At 60.0% G+C, this 15,204-nt stretch carries 16 protein-coding genes; 8 read left to right on the top strand and 8 right to left on the bottom strand.

Annotation, left to right across the window (positions count from 1 at the left end):
- Nucleotides 1-13 precede the first annotated feature (13 nt).
- Nucleotides 14-187 carry a hypothetical protein gene (locus AC1RUK_RS05170; protein ID WP_481836511.1) on the top strand — a complete coding sequence of 58 codons (174 nt, stop codon included), beginning with the start codon at nucleotides 14-16 and terminating at the stop codon, nucleotides 185-187.
- Between the two features lie 352 nt (nucleotides 188-539).
- Here AC1RUK_RS05170 and AC1RUK_RS05165 read toward each other — a convergent pair whose 3' ends face one another.
- Nucleotides 540-1,880 (bottom strand): putative bifunctional diguanylate cyclase/phosphodiesterase, encoded by a 1,341-nt coding sequence (locus AC1RUK_RS05165; protein ID WP_481836512.1) that lies wholly within the window; start codon nucleotides 1,878-1,880, stop codon nucleotides 540-542.
- A gap of 520 nt (nucleotides 1,881-2,400) precedes the next feature.
- Between AC1RUK_RS05165 and AC1RUK_RS05160 the strand changes: the two genes are divergently transcribed.
- From AC1RUK_RS05160 to AC1RUK_RS05130, 7 genes are all read left to right on the top strand, one after another.
- Nucleotides 2,401-3,312 (top strand): class I SAM-dependent methyltransferase, encoded by a 912-nt coding sequence (locus tag AC1RUK_RS05160; protein ID WP_481836513.1) that lies wholly within the window; start codon nucleotides 2,401-2,403, stop codon nucleotides 3,310-3,312.
- Nucleotides 3,313-3,387: 75 nt separating this feature from the next.
- Nucleotides 3,388-3,576 (top strand): hypothetical protein, encoded by a 189-nt coding sequence (locus AC1RUK_RS05155; protein ID WP_481836514.1) that lies wholly within the window; start codon nucleotides 3,388-3,390, stop codon nucleotides 3,574-3,576.
- A gap of 201 nt (nucleotides 3,577-3,777) precedes the next feature.
- Nucleotides 3,778-4,638, top strand: a complete 861-nt coding sequence (locus AC1RUK_RS05150; RefSeq protein ID WP_481836515.1) for an FAD binding domain-containing protein — start codon at nucleotides 3,778-3,780, stop codon at nucleotides 4,636-4,638.
- Entirely contained in the window at nucleotides 4,638-5,114 is a 477-nt protein-coding gene (locus AC1RUK_RS05145) for a (2Fe-2S)-binding protein (RefSeq protein ID WP_481839573.1), read from the top strand. Before AC1RUK_RS05150 ends, AC1RUK_RS05145 begins: the two co-directional genes overlap by 1 nt.
- Nucleotides 5,115-5,116: 2 nt before the next feature.
- A complete protein-coding gene (locus AC1RUK_RS05140; protein WP_481836516.1) occupies nucleotides 5,117-7,381 on the top strand; it encodes a xanthine dehydrogenase family protein molybdopterin-binding subunit in 2,265 nt (754 codons plus the stop codon).
- Nucleotides 7,381-7,626 carry a MoaD/ThiS family protein gene (locus AC1RUK_RS05135; protein ID WP_120013749.1) on the top strand — a complete coding sequence of 82 codons (246 nt, stop codon included), beginning with the start codon at nucleotides 7,381-7,383 and terminating at the stop codon, nucleotides 7,624-7,626. The genes AC1RUK_RS05140 and AC1RUK_RS05135 overlap by 1 nt, the downstream gene beginning before the upstream one ends.
- Nucleotides 7,627-7,849: 223 nt before the next feature.
- Nucleotides 7,850-8,227: a VOC family protein gene (locus AC1RUK_RS05130; protein ID WP_481836517.1), complete on the top strand. Its 378-nt coding sequence runs from the start codon at nucleotides 7,850-7,852 to the stop codon at nucleotides 8,225-8,227.
- A 183-nt stretch (nucleotides 8,228-8,410) separates the two neighbouring features.
- Here the strand turns inward: AC1RUK_RS05130 and AC1RUK_RS05125 are convergent, their stop codons facing one another.
- The 7 genes from AC1RUK_RS05125 to AC1RUK_RS05095 form a co-directional block, all read right to left on the bottom strand.
- Nucleotides 8,411-9,085, bottom strand: a complete 675-nt coding sequence (locus AC1RUK_RS05125; RefSeq protein ID WP_481836518.1) for a protein-L-isoaspartate(D-aspartate) O-methyltransferase — start codon at nucleotides 9,083-9,085, stop codon at nucleotides 8,411-8,413.
- A gap of 78 nt (nucleotides 9,086-9,163) precedes the next feature.
- On the bottom strand, nucleotides 9,164-9,832 hold the full coding sequence (locus AC1RUK_RS05120) for an ATP-dependent DNA ligase (RefSeq protein WP_481836519.1): 669 nt from the start codon (nucleotides 9,830-9,832) through the stop codon (nucleotides 9,164-9,166).
- Between the two features lie 307 nt (nucleotides 9,833-10,139).
- Nucleotides 10,140-10,478 (bottom strand): slr1659 superfamily regulator, encoded by a 339-nt coding sequence (locus AC1RUK_RS05115; RefSeq protein ID WP_436172786.1) that lies wholly within the window; start codon nucleotides 10,476-10,478, stop codon nucleotides 10,140-10,142.
- A gap of 18 nt (nucleotides 10,479-10,496) precedes the next feature.
- Nucleotides 10,497-11,057: a slr1658 superfamily regulator gene (locus AC1RUK_RS05110; RefSeq protein ID WP_481836520.1), complete on the bottom strand. Its 561-nt coding sequence runs from the start codon at nucleotides 11,055-11,057 to the stop codon at nucleotides 10,497-10,499.
- Between the two features lie 2 nt (nucleotides 11,058-11,059).
- Nucleotides 11,060-13,444, bottom strand: a complete 2,385-nt coding sequence (locus AC1RUK_RS05105; RefSeq protein WP_481836521.1) for a SpoIIE family protein phosphatase — start codon at nucleotides 13,442-13,444, stop codon at nucleotides 11,060-11,062.
- On the bottom strand, nucleotides 13,441-14,619 hold the full coding sequence (locus AC1RUK_RS05100) for a methyltransferase domain-containing protein (RefSeq protein ID WP_436172789.1): 1,179 nt from the start codon (nucleotides 14,617-14,619) through the stop codon (nucleotides 13,441-13,443). The genes AC1RUK_RS05105 and AC1RUK_RS05100 overlap by 4 nt, the downstream gene beginning before the upstream one ends.
- Nucleotides 14,616-15,137: a ubiquinone biosynthesis methyltransferase UbiE gene (locus tag AC1RUK_RS05095; RefSeq protein WP_436172790.1), complete on the bottom strand. Its 522-nt coding sequence runs from the start codon at nucleotides 15,135-15,137 to the stop codon at nucleotides 14,616-14,618. The genes AC1RUK_RS05100 and AC1RUK_RS05095 overlap by 4 nt, the downstream gene beginning before the upstream one ends.
- Between the last annotated feature and the right edge of the window lie 67 nt (nucleotides 15,138-15,204).

Below are 15,204 nucleotides of genomic sequence, written 5' to 3'. Positions count from 1 at the left end.
ACAGGAGGAAGAAATGCAGACCGAATCCACCCCCGAGGATGTCAGCAAGGATGAATTTTTCGAACGACTTGCCAAACTGTCGGAAGAAATGGTGGCCAACCACGGCAAGGATTTCAGCATGGGCGCACTGGTGCTCGCCGCGCGCTGGATCGCCGAAAACCGCGTTGGCCAGTTGAAGACTAACTAGACCAACGAGACTGTCCGTTCCTCTGGCGACGAGGCGATCCCGTGGCGCAGAGCCGATTGTGCCACCGGCGCTACGGCTTGGTCGCCGTCCCTGCCACCACAACTCTGACCGCTGAGACCGACGACGCGGCATCGGCGGTCAAGGCCGGCTGAGTCCGCCAAGCAGGCCGCCGATTTGCACGCCATAGTACGCTGCAGCTTTCCGTGAGGATAAGGCGGCAGCATGATCGATCTGAAGCAGAGATGACTCTCTTCCACGCCGCGGTTCGTGTAGCCCTGCAGTACTCGTGAGGCCTCTCGATGTTCCCGATAAGCGGGCGACGGCAAGGCGGAATGACGCCTGGCCGATAAGGCTATTCGACCCTGATCGGGAACACTCCTCGCCTTCCGAGAGTTGGCTCGATGACCAACGCTGGATTCCGGATATCCCCACTAGGCGACGAGGCCTGGCCTAACTTGGTTATCTCTTCGATCGGGACGGGATGCCCGGTGAGGAAGCCCTGCATCGAATGTGCCCCCAAGCGCTGCAGCAATATCTGCTGCTCTTCAGTTTCGACGCCTTCGGCGAGCACGGCATGGTCGAGATTGCGCAGAAGCCCGACCATGTCCTGCAACAGGCTTAGGCCACGAGAGGTCTGGCAATCGTGGAGGAAACTGCGATCGATCTTGACGACGTCGAATTTGAAACGGCGGAGCCAAGAAAGGCCCGCAAATCCCGTTCCGAAGTCATCCAGCCAGATCTGAACGCCCAGGTTTCGCAGCCGCTCCATGTTTCTTACGGCTTGCGCCTCCAAAAAGACGTCGCTTCCTTCGGTGATCTCTATGGCAAGCTTCTGTGGCGCAAGGCCGTGCCGACCGAGGATCTCAGTGATCCGCAGTGAAAAATTAGGAGCCTTGAGCTGACGAACGGACACGTTCGCCGTCACGACCGAGCCCAATCCATATTCCACCATGTCACTGCAGGCTTGATCAATTAACCACGTACCCAGTTCCACTATCGCGCCAGTTTGCTCAGCAACGGGTATGAACACGGATGGACTGATCATGGTGCCGTCGAAGTCGCACACGCGCATGAGCGTCTCATGGCCCAACACTCGTCCGGACGCTAGGTCGCAAATTGGCTGATAGGCGACGGAAACGAGTTGCTTGGAAACTGCGAGCTTCAACAGTTCTGAGAGATTTTCGCTGGAGCGGTCTCGATCGGTAGCGTGCGGGTCGTAAATAGTGGACGTTGCGCGACCAGCAAACTTGGACGTGTAAAGGGCGCGATCAGCTTCCTGCAGCAGGATGCGAAGTTCCATGCTCTGATCGGCGCGCGTCAACGAGGCGCCGGCGCTGATGGTGACCATGTTTAGCTTGTCGCCCCGATCAGGGTGGTGGATATGCAAATCCTCTACAGCGCGACAAAACTGCTGCGCGAGCTCATTAAGATGAGCACGCCCAGTGACCTTACACAGGACAACGAACTCTTCGCCGCCATAACGGGCCGCGATGGCGTTGTTCGAAGCTGCCGTCTCGGAAAGGACATGGGCAAGTTTGATCAGACAATCATCGCCGGCCTGATGACCAAGCCCATCATTGAATCTCTTGAAGTAGTCCACGTCGATCAGGATGAGACCTATTTCGTCGTCGTCTGCGGCCCATTCGTTGCGCATCTCCGAGAATTCTCGAATGATCGCCCGGCGATTTTTCATTCCCGTGAGCGGATCCGTGTCCGCGATTTCAGTCAGCTTTTGCCCCCCTTGCTAAAAGTGTCGGATCGGGCGAATGCCACCGCGGGCGCGCGAGCGCTGCGACCACCCTCTGAGCCACCTCCTCAGTCAGTTGCATTATGACGCTCCCCTGCGACCCCCGGTAGCGAATGGAATAGCCGAGGTCGCCTATCGGACGCAGGATGAAGGCATCACTTTCCGCAAAAAAGGCCGAACATCGCTAACCACCAGTAAACAGGGATAGTTCGGATTTAGCGGGGTCGGGTCAACGCAGCAGCCCCCGCCACTGCATGAAATTTTATGAAAATCTTTCGCATCATCCCGCACCGCGTCTATAGTTGTTCGCCGTGGACCGGAGGGTATACGGCATGCGGCTCAACGCAGAATTGCAACTCGACGAATACAGCCTCGTAACGACTAAGTTGATGAGAGGCATGCCACGACATCTGACGAAGCTGTCGATGCCGACGAGTTGCGGAACAGCACGGCCCAGCTCGCACTCATGCTGGATCTCGCGAATCAAGCTTTCGTGCGGCACAAACCGGCCGGCCTGACCGTCGATCGCCTGGCAGGGAGACTCCATAAGCTTCGCAGGCAGGTTGCTCCCGCGGTCTGGCAGAAACTCATCCCCTTGGCTCAGCAACATCCCGTGGCGGAATACTTGGTCCAAGATCCGTTTACGCGCTGGTCGGTCGAAAAGCCGCGCGGGTATTCGGGCGATGCAAGCCTGCTGGACATTTACTACAAGCACCCCGTTGCCGAAGAGTTCGTGGCTTCGTCGACCTCGCTTGGCCGACAGATTTACGCCTATACCAGTGAGGCGGCGAGTTCGGTGGCAGGACGCGAGCGGCGGGACATACTAACCAGAACTGTGGACGAAACGGCCCGTAGGGTGGAAAAAGCGGAGGTGCTGGCAATTGCGTGCGGTCATCTACGAGAAGCTGAATGCTCCGAGGCGCTCGCCAGGCAAGAACTGCAGCGTTGGGTCGGCCTGGATCAAGACCCCGTCAGCGTAACCACGGTGAACCACGACTTTGCCGGCACTGCAGTCGAGGCACTCCACGGCTCTGTACGTGGTATTCTTCGCCGCGCCTACTCACTTGGTACATTCGATCTCGTCTACGCATCGGGGCTATACGACTACCTGCCGCGTGCCATCGGCGTCCGCCTGCTTCAGAGGGCGATGGAATTGGTCAAGCCTGGAGGCGAGTTCCTGTTTGCCAATTTCAGCGATGAGATCACGACGGATGGCTACATGGAGACCTTCATGGATTGGCCACTCATCCTGCGTTCGGCTGACGATATGTGGGGCATCATCGATGCCGCAATCGGCAAGGGTTCCTTCGAAGCCCAAGTGTATTATGGATCGAACAGGAACATCGTTTACGGCAAAGTCAGGAAGGGCGATCTCTGAGTGCGCACGGGCGCGGGAAATTTCGCGCAGGCATCCTCGGAACAATGTGCGGATCAGCCGTGACGGAGCCATGTCGTGTGCGTTTTTCTTCCCATGAAGGGGGCAGAAACCTTTGCCGAATTCTCGGCCAGCGAGCCCGGCGTCTGCCACCGTCGCTGGTTGCTGGCGCTTGCCGTCGCCATTTCCGCATTCGCCAAGGCAGTCATCAAATATGACCGGGAAACCGCGCCCGACACCGCGCTGTCCGACGGTCCGAGAATGTGATCTCACGCCCCCTCTTGCGCGATCGGTAAGCGCGACAACGTCACCGCGCTGAGGCGCGGCGGTGTTGGGCTGCGGCACGGAGCGCTGTTTGGGACTGCATTTTGCGGCGTCTGGCCTATCGCCGCAGATGAGGAACCGGATGGCCATTATCAGGAGACTCTTTATAACGGTCGCTGAAATTGCGATAATCAAGGGGAGACGATGCGTTACATACGTCCTCATTCAATAGACGATGCCGTTGGCCTGCTGGCCGGGTCGGCCGGCACGGCCACTATCCTCGCTGGAGGCAGCGACCTCCTGGTGAGGATGAAAGGCGGCTTTGTCGAACCCGACCTGATCGTCGACATCAAGGCGATCGACGGACTGGGTGAAATCAGGGAAACGGCCGACGGTTTCAGCATCGGTGCCACGGTCCCCTGCGCCGTATTGGGAGAGAGCGCGGCGCTGACGAAGGCATGGCCGGGCGTCGTCGAAGCGGCCAAGCTGATCGGCTCGAAGCAGGTGCAAGGACGCTGCACCATCGTCGGCAATCTCTGCAACGCCTCGCCGGCGGCCGACAGCGTGCCGGCGCTGGTGGCCGCCGGCGCCAAGGCATTGGTTGCCGGGCCGGCAGGCAAGCGCACCATTCCCGTTGAGACCGTGCCGACCGGGCCGGGCAAGACCTCGCTTGCCAAGGGCGAGATCATCGAGGCGATCCTCCTCGACAAGCGCCCGCCGCGCTCGGGCGATGCCTATCTGCGCTTCATTCCGCGCACGGAGATGGATATCGCGGTGGTCAGCGCCGGCGTAAACCTGACGCTCGATGAGCAAGGTGTCGTCAACGCGGCCCGCGTGGCAGTGGGCGCCGCGGCGCCGACGGTGCTTCTGGTGGCGGAGGCAGCCGAGGTTCTCATCGGCTCCAAGCTGGACGAAGCGACACTGGAGAGGCTCGCCAAGGTCTGCTCGGGGGCCTGCCGCCCCATCGACGACAAGCGGGGCACCGTCGAATTCAGGAGAAAGGTTGCGGGTGTGCTGGCCAAGCGGGCCGCCACGACCGCCTATGCGCGTGCAGGAGGCAAATGATGGCTGGAGTTGCAGTCTCAACGACAATCAACGGGGACAACGTCGAGTACCTTTGCCAGCCGGACGAGACGCTGCTCGACGTCCTGCGGGATCGCCTGGGGCTGACGGGCGCCAAGGAAGGCTGCGGCACCGGCGATTGCGGCGCCTGCAGCATCATCCTCGACGACCGGCTGGTGTGCTCGTGCCTGGTGCTCGGCGCGGAGGCTGAAGGCCGGCGCGTCGAAACCATCGAAGGCATGGCGCGTGGCGACAGGCTGCATCCGCTGCAGCAGAAGTTCCTCGAACACGCGGCGCTGCAATGCGGCATCTGCACGCCGGGCTTCCTGATTGCGGCGAAGGACCTGCTGGACAAGAACCCCGATCCGACCGAGGAGGAAATCCGCTTCGGCCTCGCCGGAAACCTCTGCCGCTGCACCGGCTATGACAAGATCGTGCGTGCCGTTCAGGACGCCGCAAGCGTAATGAAGGGAACGTGACCATGAATTTCGATCCGCGCTACCTGGACCGCAATTTCACTTCCGTCGGCACGCGTCCCATCCGTCCCGACGGCGTCGACAAGGTGACGGGCCGCGCGCGCTACGGCGCGGACTTCAACATGGCCGGCCAGCTGGTTGGGCGCATTCTCAGAAGCCCCCACCCCCACGCGACGATCAGGAAGATCGACACGTCGAAGGCGGAGAAGTTGCCAGGCGTGAAGGCGGTGATCACCGCGGCCGACCTGCCCGACCTCACCGATGGCGATGCCGCCATGTACGACATCCTCGACAATTGCATGGCGCGCACCAAGGCGCTCTATGACGGCCATGCGGTGGCGGCGGTCGCCGCAATCGACGCCCGCACGGCCAGGCAGGCACTGAAGCTCATCGAGGTCGACTACGAGGTGCTGCCGCATGTGACCGACGTCGACGAGGCGATGAAGTCCACTGCGCCCGTGCTGCAAGACACCGTATTCACAGAGGGCGTAGAGCCCAAGCCCAGCAAGCCGTCCAACATCGCCAAGCGCAGCCAGTTTGGCCATGGCGATGTCAGCGAGGGTTTTGGGCAGGCCGATTTCGTCATCGAACGCTCCTTCAGGACCGAGCAGACGCACCAGGGCTATATCGAGCCGCATGCCTGCGTGGCGAGCGTCAGTTCCGACGGCACCGCCGACCTCTGGGTCTGCACGCAAGGCCATTTCGTCTACCGCCAGCACTGCGCCCAACTGCTTGGCATGGAAGCCTCGAAGCTGCGCGTCACCTCCTCGGAGATCGGCGGCGGCTTCGGCGGCAAGACTCATGTCTGGGCCGAGCCGGTCGCGCTGGCGTTGTCGCGCAAGGCCGGGCGGCCGGTCAAGCTGGTCATGACGCGCGACGAGGTGTTCCGCGCCTCCGGCCCGGCCAGCGCAACTTCGATCGACGTCAGGATCGGCGCCCGCAAGGACGGTACGATCACCGCGGCCGAGGCGACGCTCCGCTATTCCTGCGGCCCGTATTCCGGCATGTGGGCCGAGATCGGCGCCATGACCGCCTTTGCCTGCTACAACCTTGAGAACGTCAAGACTGTCGGCTACGAAGTGCTGGTCAACCGGCCGAAGACCGCGGCCTATCGCGCGCCATCGGCACCTATGGCGGCCTTTGCAGTGGAAAGCGCGATCGACGAGCTGGCCAAGGAGATCGGCATGGACGCGGTCGAGTTCCGGATCAGGAACGCCGCTCAGGAAGGCACCCGATCCTCCTACGGCCCGGTGTACGGCCCGATCGGCATCGGCCCGACGCTCGAGGCGGTGAAGAACCATCCGCACATGAAGGCGCCGCTCGGCAAGAACCAGGGCCGCGGCATGGCTTGCGGCTTCTGGTTCAACTTCGGCGGCCAGACCTGCACCGACCTCAACATCGGCATGGACGGCACAGTCTCGCTGGCCGTCGGAACCGTGGACGTGGGCGGCTCGCGCGCCTCGCTATCGCTGGTGGCGGCGGAGGAACTCGGCATCGCCTATGAGCAGGTCAAGGCGATCGTCGCTGATACTTCCAGTCTCGGCTACAACGACATGACGGACGGAAGCCGCGGCACCTTCTCCTCCTCCATGGCGACGATCTCGGCCGCCCGCAACGCCATCAAGATCCTGCGGGAACGCGCCGCGCAGATGTGGGACATTCCGGTCGACGACGTGGTCTGGGAAAAGGGCCACGCCATCGCCAAGGGCGAGAGGCACGGCAATCTTGGACGCCTGTCGCTGAAGGAGATCGCGACCGCTTCGGGCAAGACCGGCGGACCGATCGCCGGCCACAGCGAACTCGTCGCCGACGGCGCGGGCGTCTCCTTCGCCACCCATATCTGCGATATCGAAGTCGATCCCGAGACCGGCGCCACAAGGGTTCTGCGCTACACCGTCGTCCAGGACGCCGGCAAGGCGGTGCACCCTACCTATGTGGAGGGCCAATACCAGGGGGGTGCTGCGCAAGGCATCGGCTGGGCGCTCAATGAGGAGTACATCTACGGCAAGGACGGGCGGCTTCAGAACCCCGGCTTCCTCGACTACCGCATCCCGGTCTGCTCGGACCTGCCGATGATCGACACGCAGATTCTCGAGATCCCCAATCCCAACCATCCTTACGGGGTGCGTGGCGTCGGCGAGACGTCGATCGTGCCGCCGCTGGCAGCAATCGCCAATGCAGTGTCGAATGCCGTGGGCGTGCGGATGACGCATATCCCGATGTCACCGCCGCGCATCCTGGCAGCGCTCGAGGCGGAACAGGCAGGCTGATGGTCGAAGTGACGCTCTGGGGGTCGCTTGGCACCGCCGCCGGAGGCAAGAACAAGGTCGACATCGAGGCCAAGGACATTAGGGAGCTGTTCAGAAAACTGGCTGAGCAGTATCCCGGCCTCGAGCCTTGGATCGATCGCGGTATCGCTGTCTCCATCGACGGGGTGATCTATCGCGACACCTGGTCGAAGGAATTGCCACAAGGCGCCGAAATTTTCCTGCTGCCGCGTCTTGCGGGGGGATAACCAGACAGCCGTCTTACTGCCATCGGCGACCAAGACCTGGCTTGTGATATAGGCTCGAGACAAGGCCCGGCTATCACCGAGAATTCTCAGCCAGCCGGTGAGTTAGGCTGCCATTTATGACTGCTTCGGGTGGCCGTGAATTGACCCGGAGCAAGCGAGCTTCTTTTAGGGTCGCTATGCGCACCAGCTCGCGCCTAATCTGCGAGAGGGATAAACTGACGGCATGCAAATGCGCGCGCTCGATCATATTGTGCTTTGCGTTAGCGATATTGCAACCACGTGCCGATTCTACGAGCGCGTGCTGAACATGCAGTCGCGGGAAGAGCGTCCTGGCAAGTGGTCGCTGCATTTCGGTATCAGCAAGATCAGCCTTCAGGATGCCCACGCATCGCCAGCCATTGCACGCGACACTGTTCCGGGAAGCGGCAACTTCTGTTTGCTAACCGATACTCCTATGGAAGCGGTCATCCTGCATCTTGAGCGTCAGGGCGTAGCGATTGTGGAACGGCCCGTCGAGCGGGCCGGTGCGCTGGGTGCAATCCTGTCGGTTTACTTCAAGGACCCCGACGGCAACCTCATTGAGGTGAGCAATCAACTCTAGGACAGCATTGCCTGCGGCTGGCCTGCCGTTCGACGCCAGATAAATATCCTGTCTTTCCCCTTTGTTGAGCCAAGGACCGGAAGGGGTCGTTTCTTCGCGTTCACCAAGGGCGAAGAAGCGCGGAAGGCTGGCATCTGGTTTGACGGTCGGAAAAGCGCGGTCACGCCAGTTGTGCGCACCTCATCAGACGGTTTCGAGCCGGCTGAACCGAACCGGGATGAGTTTCCGAGTCTCGAGTTGCCCTGCCGCATCCTTGTCGATGACAGTCAGAAACTGATCTTCTTCAGACACCAAAGGCAGAACCAGACGTCCCGCCGGCTTGAGCTGCTTCAGCAAAGCCGGCGGCGTCCGCTCAGCTGCCACGCTAACCAGGATCTTGTCGAACGGGGCGTGCTCGGACCAGCCGCGAGACCCGTCTCCGACACGAATGGCGATATTGGAAAAGCCAAGGCCCTGCAGCAAAGCCTCGGCAAGGCTTGCGAATTCCTCGATGATCTCGACGCTCCAAACTTGTCCGGCAAGTTCCGCGAGGATTGCGGTTTGGTAGCCCAGGCCGGTGCCGATCTCGAGCACTGCCTCGTGCGGTTGGGGAGCAAGGAGATCGGTCATCAGAGCGACAATGAAGGGCTGCGAGACGGTCTTATCGAAACCGATCGGCAGCGGCATGTCCTGGTAGGCATAAGGCGCGACCGGGGCTGGCACGAAGAGATGCCGCGGGACCCGCCGCATCGCTGCCATCACCCGCTCATCGAGCGTTGCCTTGCCGAGTTCTTCGCTTGCAAGGTCGGCATGGATCGCAATCACCTCGACCATGTGCCTGCGTAGAACCGCGAGATGCTCTTCTTTCATCGGCTTCATGACGGTGGGGCTTTCCTCAACCAGTCTGCTGCCAGATAGCTTTATATCCTTTTCGTCTTGTCACAGTAACGCCCACCGTCATGCCCGGCCATCAGGGTCATTGAAACCGTAGCTGGCTCGCGAACGACGCCCGGCAATTCGGAAATCGGCTTCCTCAAGATATTTTGCCTTCAGCCATGTGTTCGACGGTCCGCTCCTGTAGCGGCTGTCGGTGCGCTTCGAGATGATGCCCTCGAGCCCCATATTCTCAATGGCGCGGAAGATCGTTAGCTTATTGCCCTCGAAATGCTCGCTGTACCGGATCTTGCCGAGGCCCGGTTCAACCAGTTGCCACAGCGCCTGCTTGCGCTGCAGCAGGGGCAAGGAGGCTAGGTTGCAACCGTCGAGATGAAGGATGTCGAATGCGACGAACACCAGCCGGCTCGGCTCGTTCCAGATCGCGGCTTCCAGTGCAGGGCAATCGGGAGTGCCCTGCTCGCCAGCTACAATGACCTCGCCGTCGAGAATGGCAGCCCTGCACGGCAGCTCGACGGCCAGCGCGATGGGCCAGTATTTTGTCGTCCAGTCGCGGCCGTTCTTGCTGTAGAGACGCACGCCGCCTTTGTCGATGATGATCTGTGTCCGGTAGCCGTCGAACTTGACCTCGTGAACCCATCCCTCATCTTCGGGCGGGTGCTCGACCGGAGTCGGGATCTGCGGCGGAATGAATTCCAGCCGGCCGCTGCTGATCTTGGCACGCTTACTCAATGACACCACCTTTGACCGCGTGGCGGTGGCATGATCGGCACAGGCGGCCCGACATCCCCCCAACATGGACGCCTGCCGCCTGTGCCGAGCCCCCGCCGAGCCATTACGAGCATCTACGCACGAGGCCGGATTGTCGTTAGCTTCGCATCCAAATACTTGTCCTGGTGTACATATCTCGCTGTAGGCGGCGATCCTGCACCGTTCTCACTGTCGGTACGGGGCTCCCGCACCGTTCCCCGGCTGGCCTATGCTATCTCGGGTTGCCGCAAGCCCACGCAGTCCCCCGGGCAAATTTCGGGTGACCTGGTTAGTCCATCAAAAGCATCAGAGCGGGATGCAGCTTCTTCAGATTCGGCAATGATTTCGATTGCCAGGGTATGTCGGGCGTTCCACGCACGATAAGTCGAACATCGGGATGCTTGCGCGCCTCGATAGTAAATTTCGCCAGCAGGTTGATGCCGGAAGAATTGAGAAACTGAAGGTCCTTTAAATTGAGCGTAACGGAAGAGGGATTTGAGGCAAGAACACTGATCGCCAAAGCCATGATGGGTGCACCAGCCTCGGAACTGGCAAGCCGCATTGCACCGTCGAAAAAGATATCGCATCCTTCAATCCACACGCGGTAGTCGTCTGTCTTGATTTCCATAGCCTGGCTTCGTTTCATCTAGTTGTGAGTTTGCGAGATCGGAATGGAGGCATATGTCTCTAGGCAAATCCGATCGCTTTCGTCGGCAGAGCTGAATATCCACGCCAGGCGCGCGTCATAGTCGCTCATCAACGTCAGCAATCCGAGTCCGGAGCGTACCACGTCGGGGTTCGCAGCATTCGCTTCAATTCGCTGTATCAGCAGGTCTCTGGGGTCGCCAACCGTGATGTCCGCCAGGAGACTTTGGAACTCGGACGCGTTTTCACCATCGAGGTCATTCGACACCTTGAGCTTGAAGCACTCCGAATCCATCGACGCCTCGATCACGATTTCACCCGGTGCGCGAAACTTGACGGCATTTTCGATGAGCTCGTTGACCAGATATCCGATGCTGTGCCGCGCTTCCCTGTAGTCATTGCGGGACGACTGAAAGCGCAACGCGAAAAGATCGGCGATGAAGTCCGAAGTCGTAGCACAATGACGCCAACTCAAGTCGAGAGGTCCGTCGAACAACCGCACGCGACTGACGCTCTCCTTCATCCCGATTGCAATGTCAGGGGTACCGAACAGCGTGGTCATTCTTATGTGTGCCTTATGATTACGAGGGTGATGTCGTCGTGGATCTTCTGGATCCCGATATGGGCCATAAGATCCTCGATGATCCCGGTTTTGATTTCCTCTGCGCTCCTGCCATGACGTTTTCGTGCGCTCTGGCAGAGGCGCTCGAACCCGAACAGTCTTCGGCTTTGGTCTTCCGCCTCGGTCACACCGTCGGTGTGCAGCACGATCACGTCGCCACTCCCGAACAGGATGTCACGCGTGGCAATGAACTGCGAGATGTCATGCTCCAGACCAACCGGCAGACCCAGATCAAGCGTATCGATGCGCTCGACTTCCCCACCCGCACGGACGACCAGAACGTCCTCATGCTGGCCAGATAGCGTTACCCGCTCATCCTCAAAGTCAAGAAAGGCCAGCGAGAGATGCTTGTCGGTGTTCGTCCGCTCAATGTTCTTGTAGATCGCTCTGTTCAGCCGATCCAGAAACTGGTGCGGATCCGCTTCGTTGGTCTCCTGCAGCGCGCGTGCAACGGATTGGACCATCAGCATCAGCACGCCGCTCTCGAGACCATGACCGGTCACGTCGCCGATGCCGATCTTTACCCGTGACCCGTTCTGCAGGACGTCGTAGTAGTCACCGCCGACCTCGTCGGCAGGCCGCATGTAGGCTGCGATCTCCAGCCCCGGAATCGCTTCGAGCTCGAATGGTTTCGGCAGAACCATCATCTGGATCTGCCTGGCAACTGCGAGCTCGGCACCGAGGCGGACGTTCTCGTCCCGCAACTTTTCATTGAGTGCGGATATCTCCTGATTTGCGTCCCCGAGCTCTCTGGTTCGTTCGTCGACGAGTTGCTCGAGGTTTTCCGTGTGAAAGCTGATCTGCTCAGCCATGCGGTTGAAAGCAACCCCCACCGCTCCAACCTCGTCGCGCGTCGGAATGCTTACCCGGACTGAATAGTCTTTCGCCTGCAACCGCTTGGCGGCCCCGGCAAGCGCACTGAGGCCTGCAGTGATCCGCTTTGAAATTCCGAAGACAGCCGCAAAGACGATCAGGAGCGAAACGATAACTGCGACGACCTGGGTGATCAGGATTCGGTTGGTCGCGCTGGAAATGCTCTGCTGCGCTGCAAGGAGGGAAGCATAGATTTCCCGTTCGGGGACGACGAAGCCAAGCATCAGGGTTTCGGCCGTGATGGACCCGTTACTATTCCAGAGATTGACTGCGTTTAGCCGGCGAAGTGCGACGATGTATGGTTGGGCCTTGCCGTTCTCCTCAATCGAAATATGCTTAATGACTGTCTTGTCGTCGGCGGGAAGTTCGAGCGCTGCGACGGTCGCGTGCGTACTCTTTTTGAGCGAGCGATCGAGGCCGGTAACGCCTTGACCTGCCGCGCCACTTGCGATCTTGAGCCCGAGCATTTTCTCGCCTTCAGGCTTGATCGCGAGCACATTGCCGTTCGACATGGTGAGAAAACCGAAGCCCGTATCGGCGACCTTCACGCTTTCGACGATGTCAGCGAGCTGATCGAGCGTCACGTCGGCAGCGACCATGCCGGCGACATCACTGCGGTCTTTCGTCCAGAGCGGGTGGAAGAAGCTCACGATGAGCTTGCCGGTAATCGCGTCGATATAAGGAGCAGTCGCAGTGATGTCATCGCCCTTTACGGGGCGCGAATCCGGCTCCCTGATCCAGCCTTCCCAGCCTTCATAGACGCCAGGAAAGAAGAAATCCCAGAAATTCGCTTTGTCGTGGCCTGGATAGAGCTTGTCGAAGGTCTGCGCCTGATCGGAATAAGGAATTGTGCGCATGATCGGCCCTGCCTTCGGCCCGACGTAATAGACCTGCAGCTTCTTGGCGCCAGTTGCCATCTGGCTTGTGCCAAAAATATCGAAGATCGCACTCTCCTGAATGTCGCGGAGAATTTCGGGCTTCGGTTGGTGATCAGCGGAGAGGAGATATCCCCAGACACTCATGACCGAAGGTGACCCTTGCCGGGTCTGCACCCAGTTTCCCGTGGCGTCATATACAAGCGGCGCATTAAAATTGGGGTTCCTCGCCAACGCCTTGCCGATCGCATCTTTCGCTTCCGGATAATCGATTAGTCTCTGCATGGAGCCTGCAAGTGCGGTCACCTCGGAGTGCATGCGGCCGAAGAGGAGATCCGCGCGCAGCGCCGTCGTCTCGATATAGTTCTGGAGGTATTCCTGGCTTGCCTTGGTGAGGCCGCTCTCGATCTGGTGCGTCGCGTCCCGGGAAAGCCGGTTCACATTCCACAGCGCGACGCCGCCGCCGACGAGGAGGTCGAACAGCACCGCCCCACCCACAACGATCAAGAATTTCGCGCGGAAGCTGTTAAGCCGGAGGACAGGCCAGGGTCTAGGCGGCGTTGCATCCAAATCGGTCATAGCGGCTTGCGTCCCGATGCAACCCAGATCGGCCAGCCGGCATAGCCCTTGGAGTGGAGCGCAGCGAAGATGTGGTCCTGGAAGCCCTGTCGGAACCGCCTGATAAACGCCGGTGTGTCACCTCGCTTGGTAGCCATCTCGCCTGCATAGACATTTTCCCATGCCGCTATGACGTCCGCGAAGTCCTGTGGATCGCCGTCGCGGTTGGTGACCATGAAGGACTCGACCCGAATGTCTTCGAGCCCCGCTTCGGTCAGGTAGCGTTGGCTCTTCGGGCCAAGCTCAATATCCATCTGGAAGTGCGCCCACAGCTTGGCGACCTCGTTATAGGTCCACTGGATGCTGTCGGCGCGTGGTTCGCCCAGGCAGTGCGAATTTTTTTCATTGGTGATGTAGACGCGTCCGCCCGGCTTGCAGATGCGAAACAGCTCCCTGAGGATCAGTTCGGGCCTGTTGAACACCTGCAGCGAATGGCGGCACGTGACGAGGTCGAACTGATTTTCCTCGAGCAGCATCTCTGATGCATCGCCATAAGTGTACTCGATGCCCTTGATATCGAACTCCGCAGCCACGTTTCGCGCATAGGCGAGGCTCGACCTGGAGTGGTCGAGGGCGACGATCCGCGATGGCTGGAACTCCTTTTGCACGAGCACGGCGAAATCGCCGATTCCGCAACAGATGTCGGCCATGACGATTCCGGGCCTCATGCCGTGTCGCGGCAAGATTGCGCGCTCGTGGCGCCAGGTCATCTTTGTCTGTGTGCGCAGGATCGGTACGAACCCGCCGTCCTCGAGGAAGCCCTGCCCCGGATAGAATTCGCTGTCATACTCTTCGACCGTGATGTTCGGTTCGATTCCGCTCAAGCGACCGAATTTTCGCGACGTCCATCCGACGACGCTTGACGTGATGACGACGAACCTGAGATCGAGTCGAGCGCGGCAGGCGTCGAGGATGATCCTCGAAAAGGCGTGAAACGCAGCGTTGTTCATCTGCGTCAGCCGTCTGACATTGACGTAGAGAACGCCGCGCACACGGCCGATCGCATCGCGGAGCAATGCTATGCTAGGCCCAAGCTCATCGATCGCCTGAGGACGGACTACCCCCGATATGGAGAACTCCTGGCTGTTGGCGTCATATTGCGCCTTGAAACGCGGGAGAAGGTCGTAAGGGGTCAATTTTGCAGGCCCTCGAGCGGAAGATCCACGACAAGCTTGATCGTATCACCGTCGGCTTCCTCGACCCAGAGTGTCGCGTTGAAGTCGACAGCCAGTTCCAGGAGTACGACCTCCCGGCTGGGCGCGAGATCCCCAGACACCGAATTGAGGTATCGCTCCCTGGCCTCTGTTCCTGCGACTTGCGAGACGGCTTCTTCGTAGAATTGGCGCTCCTCTGCCACGCAAGGGAATGTCAACTCGATCCTGTCCGTCGCGCCATGGCGAGATACCCTGCATGCCAATTCGCCGTCGGCATGGCGCGTACGAAAGGCGACTTCCAGCAATTCGTTGAAGGCAGACGAAAAGAGATTCAAATGCCGGACCGAGTCTGACCTGTTTTGACTGATCATCCGGGCCATGTATGTCGAGACATAATCGCAGTGTCTCCAGGCGGAGACGAAAGCTTTGATTTCCATGTCAATCTGGATCATGGGCTCAAAAGTCGGCCCGCCAGCCAGGTCATGATGAACAGGTCCCATCGACATCCTCCCTTGTTCCATCAATAGTGAGCCCTGGTGGGGCGATGACCTCCGAGGCGGAAAATTT

It is taken from the genome of Mesorhizobium monacense (assembly GCF_056781675.1).
This window is presented reverse-complemented; position numbering and strand designations above follow the sequence as displayed.

Excerpts from the sequence above, each read along its gene's own strand:
- AC1RUK_RS05170 (WP_481836511.1), top strand. The coding sequence starts at position 14 with ATGCAGACCGAATCCACCCCCGAGGATGTCAGCAAGGATGAATTTTTC.
- AC1RUK_RS05165 (WP_481836512.1), bottom strand. The coding sequence starts at position 1,880 with ATGAAAAATCGCCGGGCGATCATTCGAGAATTCTCGGAGATGCGCAAC.
- AC1RUK_RS05160 (WP_481836513.1), top strand. The coding sequence starts at position 2,401 with ATGCTGGATCTCGCGAATCAAGCTTTCGTGCGGCACAAACCGGCCGGC.
- AC1RUK_RS05150 (WP_481836515.1), top strand. The coding sequence starts at position 3,778 with ATGCGTTACATACGTCCTCATTCAATAGACGATGCCGTTGGCCTGCTG.
- AC1RUK_RS05145 (WP_481839573.1), top strand. The coding sequence starts at position 4,638 with ATGGCTGGAGTTGCAGTCTCAACGACAATCAACGGGGACAACGTCGAG.
- AC1RUK_RS05140 (WP_481836516.1), top strand. The coding sequence starts at position 5,117 with ATGAATTTCGATCCGCGCTACCTGGACCGCAATTTCACTTCCGTCGGC.
- AC1RUK_RS05135 (WP_120013749.1), top strand. The coding sequence starts at position 7,381 with ATGGTCGAAGTGACGCTCTGGGGGTCGCTTGGCACCGCCGCCGGAGGC.
- AC1RUK_RS05130 (WP_481836517.1), top strand. The coding sequence starts at position 7,850 with ATGCAAATGCGCGCGCTCGATCATATTGTGCTTTGCGTTAGCGATATT.
- AC1RUK_RS05125 (WP_481836518.1), bottom strand. The coding sequence starts at position 9,085 with ATGAAGCCGATGAAAGAAGAGCATCTCGCGGTTCTACGCAGGCACATG.
- AC1RUK_RS05115 (WP_436172786.1), bottom strand. The coding sequence starts at position 10,478 with ATGGAAATCAAGACAGACGACTACCGCGTGTGGATTGAAGGATGCGAT.
- AC1RUK_RS05110 (WP_481836520.1), bottom strand. The coding sequence starts at position 11,057 with ATGACCACGCTGTTCGGTACCCCTGACATTGCAATCGGGATGAAGGAG.
- AC1RUK_RS05105 (WP_481836521.1), bottom strand. The coding sequence starts at position 13,444 with ATGACCGATTTGGATGCAACGCCGCCTAGACCCTGGCCTGTCCTCCGG.
- AC1RUK_RS05095 (WP_436172790.1), bottom strand. The coding sequence starts at position 15,137 with ATGGGACCTGTTCATCATGACCTGGCTGGCGGGCCGACTTTTGAGCCC.